The 11,826-nt window shown below is 66.8% G+C and carries 9 protein-coding genes; all 9 read left to right on the top strand.

Going from position 1 to position 11,826, the window contains the following annotated elements; translation table 11 throughout:
* The first annotated feature begins 292 nt into the window (after positions 1 to 292).
* The 9 genes from tssF to IHE47_RS00840 all read left to right on the top strand — a co-directional run bounded on the left by tssF (position 293) and on the right by IHE47_RS00840 (position 11,682).
* Positions 293 to 2,176 (top strand): type VI secretion system baseplate subunit TssF, encoded by a 1,884-nt coding sequence (gene tssF / locus IHE47_RS00880; protein WP_192103243.1) that lies wholly within the window; start codon positions 293 to 295, stop codon positions 2,174 to 2,176.
* Positions 2,140 to 3,177, top strand: a complete 1,038-nt coding sequence (gene tssG, locus IHE47_RS00875) for a type VI secretion system baseplate subunit TssG (protein WP_192103236.1) — start codon at positions 2,140 to 2,142, stop codon at positions 3,175 to 3,177. The genes tssF and tssG overlap by 37 nt, the downstream gene beginning before the upstream one ends.
* An 86-nt stretch (positions 3,178 to 3,263) precedes the next feature.
* Positions 3,264 to 6,008: a type VI secretion system ATPase TssH gene (gene tssH, locus IHE47_RS00870; protein WP_192103234.1), complete on the top strand. Its 2,745-nt coding sequence runs from the start codon at positions 3,264 to 3,266 to the stop codon at positions 6,006 to 6,008.
* Between the two features lie 86 nt (positions 6,009 to 6,094).
* Positions 6,095 to 6,934 (top strand): M35 family metallo-endopeptidase, encoded by an 840-nt coding sequence (locus IHE47_RS00865; protein WP_192103227.1) that lies wholly within the window; start codon positions 6,095 to 6,097, stop codon positions 6,932 to 6,934.
* A gap of 279 nt (positions 6,935 to 7,213) precedes the next feature.
* Complete coding sequence (locus tag IHE47_RS00860) at positions 7,214 to 8,239, top strand: hypothetical protein (protein WP_192103225.1); 1,026 nt, start codon at positions 7,214 to 7,216, stop codon at positions 8,237 to 8,239.
* A 35-nt stretch (positions 8,240 to 8,274) separates the two neighbouring features.
* Positions 8,275 to 8,838: a hypothetical protein gene (locus IHE47_RS00855; protein WP_192103223.1), complete on the top strand. Its 564-nt coding sequence runs from the start codon at positions 8,275 to 8,277 to the stop codon at positions 8,836 to 8,838.
* A 67-nt stretch (positions 8,839 to 8,905) separates the two neighbouring features.
* Positions 8,906 to 9,922 carry a hypothetical protein gene (locus tag IHE47_RS00850; RefSeq protein WP_192103221.1) on the top strand — a complete coding sequence of 339 codons (1,017 nt, stop codon included), beginning with the start codon at positions 8,906 to 8,908 and terminating at the stop codon, positions 9,920 to 9,922.
* Between the two features lie 96 nt (positions 9,923 to 10,018).
* A complete protein-coding gene (locus IHE47_RS00845) occupies positions 10,019 to 10,306 on the top strand; it encodes a PAAR domain-containing protein (RefSeq protein ID WP_192103219.1) in 288 nt (95 codons plus the stop codon).
* 95 nt (positions 10,307 to 10,401) lie between these two features.
* A complete protein-coding gene (locus IHE47_RS00840; RefSeq protein ID WP_192103363.1) occupies positions 10,402 to 11,682 on the top strand; it encodes a tetratricopeptide repeat protein in 1,281 nt (426 codons plus the stop codon).
* Positions 11,683 to 11,826: the final 144 nt, after the last annotated feature.

Below are 11,826 nucleotides of genomic sequence, written 5' to 3'. Positions count from 1 at the left end.
GCCGGCCTGATTGGGCGTCAGGCCGGGTCGCGCGCTGCCGCGTGGCGGCCACTCGATGGCAACTTTTGCCCGCTCCGCGAGGCCGGGTCCATCCAGGGACTCCCCTCGCGTGCGGGCCGGGCTGGTCTGCCTGCATCCCGGCGTCGCCACGCGGCCGTGGCCGGACCTCCACTCCCAGCCCTTCAGCGCCGCGTCCATCCAGCGACTCTTCCCGCGGGCCCTCGTTTCTTCCTGGCACGCATGCAGACGGATCCCGGCGCGGGGCGCCCGGGAATCATGGGCGGGCCCTAGCATGGACCCGCGCCTGCTCCGCTATTACAACCGCGAGTTGCAGCACGTCCGCGAGATGGGCGGCGAGTTCGCGCGCGAATACCCGAAGATCGCCGGCCGGCTCGGCCTGGAAGGCTTCGAATGCGCCGACCCCTACGTGGAACGCCTGCTGGAAGGCTTCGCCTTCCTCGCCGCGCGCATCCAGCTCAAGCTCGATGCGCAGTATCCGGTGTTCACCCAGCACCTGCTGGAGATGATCTACCCGCATTACCTCGCGCCGGTACCTTCGATGGCGGTGGTGCAGTTGAACCCGGACACCAAGGAAAGCGCACTGGCCGCCGGCCCGGTGGTGGCGCGGCAAACCGCCTTGCGCGGGCTCACCGGCCACGACGAGCGCACCGCCTGCGAGTACCGGACCGCGCACGACGTGACGCTGTGGCCGCTGGAGCTGTCCGAGGCCAAGTACTTCGAAACGCCGGCCGCGCTGGCCGCCGCCGGGGTGTCGCTGCCGCCGGACCGTGTCGTGCGCGCCGGCCTGCGCCTGAAATTCACCGTTACCGCGGGCGCGCAGGCGAACATGCTGGCACTGGACGAGTTGCCGCTGTTCATCGCCGGCACCGACGAGTTGCCCAAGCGCCTGTACGAGCAATTGCTGGGCAACGCGGTGGGCTTCCTGGTGCGCACTCAGGGCGCGGGCGGACTGGTCAGCGAGTTCCTCGGCGCGGACTGCATCCGCGACAAGGGGTTCGCCAACGACGAGGCCCTGCTGCCCTACACGGATCGCTCGTTCAGCGGCTATCGCCTGCTGCAGGAATACTTCGCCTGTCCCGAGCGTTTCCTGTTCGCGGTGTTCACCGGGCTGCGCCCGGCGCTGGCGCGCTCGCAGGCGTGCGAGTTCGAGATCGTCGCGCTGTTCGAGCGCGGCGTGAGCCGGCTGCACAACGCGGTGGATGCGAGCAACTTCCGGCTGTTCTGCACGCCGGCGATCAACCTGTTCCCGCGCCGGGCCGACCGCATCCACCTGCAGCAGGGCAAGGCCGAGTACCACGTGCTCGCCGACCGCACCCGGCCGATGGATTTCGAGATCCACAGTGTTTCCGAGGTCGAGGGGTTCGGCGACAGCCAGGAGCCGGAGCAGCGCTTCCAGCCGTTCTACGGCAGCGACGAGCGCACCTGGCACAGCCGCACGGCGGCGTTCTACACCACCCGGCGCGAACCGCGCCTGCTGTCCGCGCGCCAGCGCCTGCACGGCGCGCGCTCCAGCTACGTGGGCAACGAGGTGTTCATCGCGCTGGTCGATGCCAACGATGCGCCGTACGGCTCGCAACTGCGCCAGCTGGGCATGCGCCTGCTGTGCACCAACCGCGACCTGCCGCTGCAGATGCCGGTGGGCAAGTCGCACACCGATTTCACGCTGGACACCGGCGCGCCGGTGACCTCGATCCGCTGCGTGGCCGGCCCCACCAAGCCGCGCGCACCGGTCGCCAGCGGCGAAACCGCATGGCGGCTGATCAGCCACCTGCAGCTCAACTACGTCTCCCTGCTGGGCGACAGCGGCGAGGACGGCGCAGCCGCGCTGCGCGAAATGCTCACGCTGTACTGCGACGAGTTCGACGCAGGCGCGCGCCGGCAGATCGAGGGCGTCAAGGCCGTGGCGGCGCAGCCGGTGGTGCGGCGCATACCGGTGCCGGGGCCGATCAGCTTCGGCCGCGGGCTGGAGATCACGCTGACCTGCGACGACGGCGCCTTCGAAGGCACCGGCGCCTTCCTGCTCGGCACGGTGATGCAGCACTTCTTCGCGCGGCACGTCTCGGTGAACTCCTTCACCGAGACCGTGCTGCGCACCCTGGAACGCAACGAGGTGGCCCGATGGCCGGCACGGCTCGGCAAGCGCCAGATCCTGTAGCGCCGGCGCGCATGGAGTTCGAGCGCGCGCTGCGGGAGCGGCCGGAGGGCTTCGAGTTCTTCGAGGCGCTGCGCCGGCTCGAGTGCGCGCATCCCGGGCGTCCGCGGCTGGGCGAATCCGCCAAGCCGTCGGAAGACGTCGTGCGCCTGTGCCACACCCCGTCGCTGGAGTTTTCGCCGCGCCCGGTGGATCGCTACGAAGCCGCCGGGGACGGCAGGCCGGCGCGCCTGCACGGCTTGTTCCTCGGCCTGTTCGGGCCGAACGGGCCGTTGCCGCTGCACCTCACCGAATACGCCATCGACCGCCGGCGCAACGCGAAGGACCCGACCCTCGTCGCGTTCGCCGACATCTTCCACCACCGCATGCTCAGCCTGTTCTACCGCGCCTGGGCCAGCGCGCAACCCACCGTGCAGCTCGACCGCCCGGGCGAGGACCGCTTCAGCCTGTACATGGGCGCGCTGGTCGGGCTTTCCACGCGCGGGCTGGAGGGGCGTGACGCGCTGCCCGACCAGTACAAGCGCTTCTTCGCGGGCCGCCTGCAGGCGCAGGCGCGCAATGCCGAAGGGTTGCGCAGCCTGCTGGTGCATTTCTTCGGCATCCCGGTGCGCGTGCTCGAGTTCGTGGCGGGCTGGATGCGCCTGCCGCACGAAGCCCACCTGCGGCTGGGACGCTCCCTCGAGGTGGCTGGCCTGGGCCGCACCGCGGTGATCGGCGAATACGTGTGGGGGTCGCAGCAACGCTTCCGCCTGCGCCTTGGCCCGCTCACGCGCGTGCAGTTCAACAACTTCCTGCCCGGCGGCGAAGCGCTGCGCCAGCTGGTGGCGGCGGTGAAGACCTACGTGGGCGAGGAAAAGGCCTGGGACGTGCAACTGGTGCTCAGGCGGGCCGAGGTGCCTGGCACCAAGCTGGGCCTGGGCGGACGCATGGGGCTCACCACCTGGATCGGCGAGCCGCAGCGGGATGTCGATGCGGATCACGTGGTTTTGCGGCCGGTCGGCTAGGGCGGCGGCCGGCGTCGTTCTATTGGAATTCCATTACCCCGATGTCGCCGCAGTGCGTTCGTCGGGACCATCACAGGGGCAGGTCCATGGCAGAAATCAGTCGCAGCGCGCTGTTCGGCAAGCTCAACAAGCTGGCGTACCGGGGTATCGAGAGCGCCACCGTGTTCTGCAAGTTGCGCGGCAACCCGTACGTGGAGCTGGTGCACTGGATCCACCAGATCCTGCAGTTGCAGGACTCGGACCTGCACCGCATCGTCAAGCAGTTCAACCTCAACCCGTCGAACCTGGCGCGCGACGTCACCGACGCGCTGGACCGCCTGCCGCGCGGCTCCACGAGCATCTCCGACCTTTCCAGCGACGTGGAGGAAGCGGTCGAGCGCGGCTGGGTGTTCGCCACCCTGATGTTCGGCGAGGCGCAGGTGCGCACCGGTTATCTCATGGTGGGTGTGCTGCGCCTGCGCCACCTGCGCAACACGCTGCTCGGCGTGTCGAAGGAGTTCGAGAAGGTCAAGCCCGAGACCCTGGTGGAGAAGTTCGCCGAGGTGGTGGCCGGTTCGCCCGAGGACGGCCAGAACGCCAGCGACGGCTTCAAGCTGGGCGGCGCGGGCGCGCCGGGCGAGGCCAGCGGCGCGATGAGCCCGGCGCAGATGGGCAAGCAGGAGGCGCTCCGGCAGTTCACCGTCGACCTCACCGAGCAGGCGCGCAGCGGCAAGCTCGATCCCATCGTCGGCCGCGATGACGAGATCCGCCAGGTGGTCGACATCCTGATGCGGCGCCGGCAGAACAACCCGATCCTGGTCGGCGAGGCCGGCGTGGGCAAGACCGCGGTGGTGGAGGGCTTCGCCCAGCGCATCGTGCGCGGCGACGTGCCGCCCTCGCTCAAGGACGTCGAGCTGCGCACGCTGGACGTGGGCCTGCTGCAGGCCGGCGCCAGCATGAAGGGCGAGTTCGAGCAGCGCCTGCGCTCGGTGATCGAGGAAGTGCAGGCCAGCCCGAAGCCGATCATCCTGTTCGTCGACGAGACCCACACCTTGGTCGGCGCCGGCGGCGCGGCCGGCACCGGCGACGCCGCCAACCTGCTCAAGCCCGCGCTGGCGCGCGGCACCCTGCGCACCATCGGCGCCACCACCTTCGCCGAATACAAGAAGCACATCGAGAAGGATCCCGCGCTCACCCGCCGCTTCCAGACCGTGCAGGTCGACGAGCCCAGCGAGGAGAAGGGCATCCTGATGATGCGCGGCGTCGCCAGCACGATGGAGAAGCACCACCGCGTGCAGATCCTCGACGAGGCGCTGGAAGCCGCGGTGAAGCTGTCGCACCGCTACATCCCCGCGCGGCAGCTGCCCGACAAGGCGGTGAGCCTGCTCGACACCGCCTGCGCCCGCGTGGCGGTGAGCCAGCACGCCGTGCCGGCTGAAGTGGACGACACGCGCAAGCGCATCGAGGCGCTGGAGACCGAGCTGGCCATCATCGGCCGCGAGAAGACCGTGGGCGTGGAGGTGGCCGAGCGCGAAACCTCGGCCAACGAGAAGCTGGCCACGCAGAAGGCCAGGTTGGAGAAGCTGGAAGCCGACTGGCAGGCCGAGAAGGTGCTGGTCGAGCAGATCCTCGCCCTGCGCGCCAAGCTGCGTGGCGACGTCGCGCCGGTGGAAGGCACCGGCAGCAAGCTGGAAGCGGCGGCCAATGCCAAGGCCGAAGCCGTCGCCGCGCCGGAAGCGCCTGCAAGCCTCGATGAAGCCGAACGCGCCAGCACGCTGGAGCAGCTCAAGGCCCTGCAGGCGCAGCTGGCCGAGCTGCAGGGCGAGAGCCCGCTGATCCTGCCCACCGTCGACTACGTGGCCGTGGGTTCGGTGGTGTCCGACTGGACCGGCATCCCCGTCGGCCGCATGGTCAAGAGCGAGCTCGAGACCGTGATGAACCTGGCCAGGCTGATGGGACAGCGCGTGATCGGCCAGGACCACGCGATGGAGATGATCGCCAAGCGCATCCAGACCAGCCGCGCGGGCCTCGACAACCCCAACAAGCCGATCGGCGTGTTCATGCTCGCCGGCACCTCCGGCGTGGGCAAGACCGAGACCGCGCTGGCGCTGGCCGAGGCGTTGTACGGCGGCGAGCAGAACGTCATCACCATCAACATGAGCGAGTTCCAGGAAGCGCACACCGTCTCCACGCTGAAGGGCGCGCCTCCCGGCTACGTCGGCTACGGCGAGGGCGGCGTGCTCACCGAGGCGGTGCGCCGCAAGCCGTATTCGGTGGTGCTGCTGGACGAGGTGGAGAAGGCCCACCCCGACGTGCACGAGATCTTCTTCCAGGTGTTCGACAAGGGTGTGATGGAGGACGGCGAGGGCCGCCGGATCGACTTCAAGAACACCCTGATCCTGCTCACCACCAACGCCGGCACCGACATGATCGCCGGCCTGTGCAAGGACCCGGAACTGATGCCGGAGCCCGAAGGCATCGCCAAGGCGTTGCGCGAGCCGCTGCTCAAGGTGTTCCCGCCGGCGCTGCTCGGCCGCCTGGTCACCATTCCGTACTACCCGCTCAGCGAAACGATGCTGGGCGAGATCGTGAAGCTGCAGTTGGGCCGCATCAAGAAGCGCGTCGAAGCGCGCTACAGGATTCCGTTCGAGTACGACGACGAGGTGGTGAAGCTGGTGGTCAGCCGCTGCACGGAGAGCGAATCGGGCGGCCGCATGATCGACGCGATCCTCACCAACACCATGTTGCCGGACATCTCGCGGGAGTTTCTCAATCGGATGATCGATGGCGTGCCTGTGACGGGGGTTAGGGTCGGAGCAGGGGATGCCGGGTTTTCGTATGCGTTTGCTTGAGGTGGCGATTCATAAGCGAACCTGACCTCGTTTCTGATAAGCGTCGGGTGGAATGGTTTTTCTTATAACTGTGTTGGAAACCCGCCATGAAAATCCGTTTCGAACCATTCGGCAACTCCTGGCCGCCTCGGAAATCTCCGGTAACCCAGAAATTCACCGAGCAGGAGAAGGCGAAACTTGAGGAGGGCGTCAAGGTCGCCATCGAATGCTCCACCCTGGCCGTTGAGAGCATGAACGACGATTTCAAGCGGGCGCAGAAATTGTTGAAGGTTTTCTTTGCCAGGCCGGCAGACCTCGATCGGCTCAAGGCGGGCCTCAGGAAGATGCACGATTTCCTGACGGACGACGGTCGCACGATTACCTTCGTCGATGCGCGGGGGCAGAGCGAGAAGCTGTTGCGCCTGTGCGAGCGTGCGGTAGCCGGCGTGCCCGGGCGCCATGGTGCGGTCGAAACCGTGCTGGAGGGCACCCGGGTAGTGCCCATGGGGGCTGGCGACTACGCGTACGTGAAGACGCTTGCGGACAAGGATTCGAGTGCTGCGACCGAAGCGCACACGGGGTCGGGGATGCGCATCTACATCGGGGAGCGTGGGTTCCACCCATCCAAGGTCACCAAGGATACCGCCGAAACGGTTTACCACGAGATATGCCACAAAGTGCTGGGTACCGTGGATCACGCATACAAGGTTCCCGACTGCGCGGCCCTGGCAAATACCGACCGTGCCATACAGTGCGCCGATAGCTGGGCCTTGTTTGTCACGGCGTTTCAGTTCACCTGGCCGGATCTGGACTGGGACCCTCGCGACCTGATCGTAACCCGGCCCCGGAGCAACGCCGTCAGCGCCACGCCGCCCGCTACCGTCGGGCGTCCCCGCAGCAACGCGATTTCCGGCCCGCCGCCGGTATGGACGCCTGGAAAGAAATAGCCCTTCCTCCGGTCGGAATGGGCGCGCTCCGAAGAGAGACTGGATGACTTCCTGCAAAAAGGGCGGACTTCCATGAGGCTCGGCGAGGGTGTGATGGAAGGTGCCAGCGGCGGTCGGCTCGACGGCGTGGGTCTTTCGATCCTGTCGATCGCTGGTGCAGAAACACGGAAGCAGAGTCAGGTTCGCTCATATCTTTGATGCTTCACCCGGAGGTGGTCCCACATGCCTGCTATTCAATACAGTTCGCTTGGCGGAACAAAGAAGGTCAACGAGATCGTGATGGCGGGCAGCCACGACGCGGCCATCACGTCCGGCGGCGCCAGGGCGCAGACCCAGGAGCGCTCGATCTACGCGCAGGCATACCGCGGAGTGCGGATCTTCGACGTCCGCATCGCCGGACAGCGGGTTGGCTTGTCCGGCGCCAAGCTCTCGGCCTTCCATGGCAAAAACACACCGTCCACGGTCAGCAAGACGGTGGGCGGCGTGCAGAGGAATATCGACGTGACCCGCATGGTCCTGGGCGACTGGGGCATGGATCTGGACGAGATCCTGTCCAGCGCCAAGCGCTTCGTGACGAAATTCCCGACCGAATTCCTGATACTGAAATTCGACAAGTCCTCGAACTACGAAATGATCCTCGAGGCTTGCCGGACGAAGTTGAGGACCGCGTTGTACACGAAGCCGGGCAATATCGCGGACCACACGCTGAGCCATATGGCGGGAACCGTCGTCTGCGCCTTCATGCCGGATGGCTTTGCGGAGCTGCAGAGGGCGGGCAAGGGCATCGCCGATGGCGCGGCGCAGATCGTGAACCTCTACCCGAACGGACAGATGCCGGACTCGATCAACGGACTGGTCTACTTCGGCAAGGGAGGGACTTCGATCGTCCAGCCCAAGAAGTACGCATTCAGCGCGCCGGTCAAGGGGAAGTTCCTGCAGAACATCGACAAGCAGTCGCGGATCCTGGCCGACGCCAATACCCAGAACCTCTCGCGTGACGTGCTGCGCATGATGTACTGGACGCAGACCGGCATGGTGAGGAGCATCAAGGGTCGCGACGAAAAGGCCTGGACAACGGGGTCGAAGGACCGCCTCAAGCAGTTGTGGGCCGACGGCGGCTACGACTACATGCGGAACAACGTGCCGCGTGCATTCGGCCTCGAGTCGCACGCTACCGACTTCAAGCTGTACCTGCCAAATTTCATCATGATCGACTTCGCCAACAAGGACAAGGGCGAGACCATCTATGGCCTGAATCTCCTGTCGAGGGCGGAGATCATCCAGTTGAATGCCAACCTGGGGTGATGGCGTTCCGTGCTTGAAATCCTTGGAGGCTGACGATGCGGGTCGACAATAAAAAATTCGACAACAACACGATCACCTATGCCGTAACGAGCAAGTTCAAGCAGCAGGGCGGGCCTTCCAGGACCGTCATCGTCACCCTGTTTTCCAGGGCGACCCAAAACACCTTTTACGACAAGCACGTATTGCCGGTCGGCGAGTCGTCAAGGCAGACATGGAGCGATCGCAAGGGCTCCATGGATAACGCCGGATGGAACTATCAAAGTGTCGTCAACTCGATAAACAAGGGGATATTCACCGGTGCGAACAGGTCGACCTTCATACGATTGAAGAACATCGATGTAAAAGTGATGGTGTATCGCCTGGCGAAAGCCCTTCTTGAAAATTACCTGCAGGGCGCGTGGCCCGGGGGTGCCGGCACCTATGCCTTGCACCTTCCCGTGGAGGCCGTGTTTGACGAGGCCAACAGCGTCGTCAGTTATGACGGTGCTGGAAACAAGAACTACGCACGATCCATCCTGATGGGGGCGACGTTGGTGTCGATCAACGGGAACGACCTGAATTTTGATTTGAACCATTGCGGCGGGAATGGTTCGGTTTGAAAAGAAGGTGCAGGGGCGGATTTTGCACGCCGACGCGGGTCCAAATTGACGAATCCGGAGCATCGTTATGCCTTCCACCCCTCTAAGTCGCGCCGAATTCACCGCCCTTGGCGAACTCGCCAAGGCGCGCCGCCAGCTGATGGTGAACATGTTCGGCGGCACCAGGCTCAAGTTCGGCACCACCAGCGCGCTGTCGTCGGGCAAGTCGCTGCTGTCCTCCGGCAAGTCGCTGAAGTCGGGAATCGGCAAGCTGGCCAAGGGCGGCGGCGCGGCGAGCAAGACGGTCGCCAGCGTGCCGGGCATGAAGGAGGCGTTCCAGAACTTCATGGTCCAGTGCGCCGACGTGGACAACCTCCACGAGGTGATCGAGGCGATCGGCAGCGAGGCGATGCATGAACTGGTGGCGGAGGTTACGCCCTTCCTCGGCGTGGTCACCAGCTCGGTGAAGCTGGCCAAGGCCGGCAAGGCGGTGGCGGAGGACGGCTACCACCTCTACAAGAGCGACGACTACAAGCGCGGCTTCCGCATGGGCGACCCGTATGCGGCGGCCGAGGCGATCCAGGTCATCATCAAGCGCGACCTGGCCCAGCATTCGGTGAAGCTGGCGCAGCAAGCCGCCGCCACCGGCGCCAAGATCGGCGGCCTGTTCGCGGACTTCGGCACCGCGACCACCGCGGCCATCGGCGTGGCCAACACGCTGGCCAGCATCGGCCTGCAGCTGTTCTCCCTGGGACTGGACATCAAGGACATGCGCGCCGGCAACAAGCGGCTGGCACAGCCCAATTCGCTGGATCTCACCGTGTTCAACGATTGCCCGGTGCTCGGCTGCTACCTGCTGACCTGCGCCGACACCTCGGCGGTGGCCAACATGTTCATCGCCGACATCGGCCTGCCCGGCTGGATGGACCGGATCGAGGCGATGAAGAAGAAGCAGATGGACCCGCTGCTCAAGATCGCCAGCAAGAACATCAACAGCTCGCGGCTGCAGCTGGAAGGGCTGGCCTCCGACAAGGGCACGCATGTCAAGAAGGGCTTCTTCGCCGGCATCAAGAGCAAGGCGATCAAGCAACTGGGCCTGTCCTGAGCGCGGCCTCCCTGACGGGGGCGCCGAACAGGGCGACGCCATGACACGAATCCCCGGTCGATTGCGCATTGGCTTGGTGGAGAGGAGGAATCCCCGATGCAGCCAGCCGCCCGCCTTACCGATCTGCACGTCTGCCCCATGCTCACCGGCCCGGTGCCCCATGTCGGCGGCCCGATTTCCGGGCCCGGCGCGCCCACGGTGCTGATCGGTGGCCTGCCGGCGGCGCGCATCAGCGACATGGCGGTCTGCGTGGGACCGCCGGACACCATCATCATGGGGTCGCCGACGGTGCTGATCGGCGGCATGCCGGCCGCGCGCCTGGGCGATTCCTGTGCCCATGGCGGCACCATCGTGCTGGGGTGCTTCACGGTATTGATCGCGTGAGCCGGCGCGCGGGCCGGAACCCGGCGAATGTCCTCGTCCGTCCGCCTGCCGGGGCGGCGGCGCAACCTGCCTGGCGCATCGCGTTGCAGCAGGCGATGCAGGCGCACCAGGCCGACGAGCTGGCCACGGCCGAGCGGCTGTACCGCGAGGTGCTGGACCTGCGCGTGGCGCAGCCCGACGCGCTGCATTACCTCGGCGTGCTGTGCCACCAGGACGGGCGCAGCGACGAGGGCGTGGCATTGATCCGCACGGCGTTGCGGATCACGCCCAGGCACCCGGACGCGCACAACAACCTCGGCAACATCCACAAGGAATGCGGCCGCCTGCGCGAGGCGGAGGCCTGCTACCGCAGGGCGCTGGAGTGCGACCCGCGGCATCACAATGCGCTGAGCAACCTGGCCGTGGTGCTGGAGGCGCAGCAGCGCCCGCTGGAGGCCTTCGCGGTCTTCGAGAAACTGCTGGAGGCGGCGCCGCGCTTCGCACAGGGCTACTACCTGCTGGGCCTGTTCCTGCGCAACAACGCGCAGGGCGTCGAGCACGTCGAGCAGTCGGTGGGTTGCTTCCGCCAGGCGTATGCACTGGAGCCGCGCTTCGTGCAGGCGCTGGAGGCGCTGAGCGTGTCGCTCTACACGCTGGACCGGCAGGACGAGGCCGCACAGGTATACCGCGACTGGCTGGAGCGCGAACCGGACAACCCGGTGCCGCGCCACATGCTGGCGGCCTGCGGCGGGGCCGCGGCGCCGGTGCGCGCGGACGACGACTATGTTCGCGACACGTTCGACAGCTTCGCCGAGAGTTTCGACGAGCAACTGCTGAAGAACCTGGACTACCGCGCGCCGGAGGTGCTGGCCGCCGCGCTGGCCGCGGTGTTGCCGGCGCCGGCGGCGTCGCTGGACATCCTCGATGCCGGCTGCGGCACCGGCCTGTGCGCGCCCTTGCTGCGCCCGCATGCGCGGCGACTGGTCGGGGTGGACCTGTCGGGCGGCATGGTGAAGAAGGCGCGCCTGCGCGGTGGCTACGATGCCCTGGAAGTGGCCGAGCTCACCGCCTACCTGCAGCAGCACCGGCAGGCCTGGGACGTGGTGCTGTCCGCCGACACCCTGGTGTATTTCGGCGAGCTGGGTCCGGTGGCCGCCGCCGCCCATGCCGCCCTGCGGCCGGGGGGCTGGCTGGCCTTCTCGCTTGAGGCGGAAGAGGGCGACGACGACCGCGCCACGCTCAGCTCCAGCGGCCGTTACTGCCACACGCGCCGGCACGCGCTGCATGCGCTCGGCCAGGCCGGCTTCGGCGACATCCGCATCGCCGGGGACAGCCTGCGCAAGGAGTGCGGCCAGCCGGTGCGCAGCTGGGTGGTGATGGCGCGCCGGGAGGCGTGACCGCCGCGCCATCGCGTGCCTTCCGTCGCGGGAAAAGGCCATCGGGTCAATCGCTTGCGGCCGCGTCCCGCGGATTTCCGGGCGCATGACGCGAAATGCCGCCGGAATGCGCATTACAGGGGGAAGGAGTTCCCATGCCGCCCT

It is taken from the genome of Rhodanobacter sp. DHB23 (assembly GCF_014842975.1).
In the GTDB taxonomy this organism is placed as follows: domain Bacteria; phylum Pseudomonadota; class Gammaproteobacteria; order Xanthomonadales; family Rhodanobacteraceae; genus Rhodanobacter_A.
The sequence above is the reverse complement of the archived record's forward strand: the minus strand, read 5'-3'. Positions and strand labels throughout refer to the sequence as shown.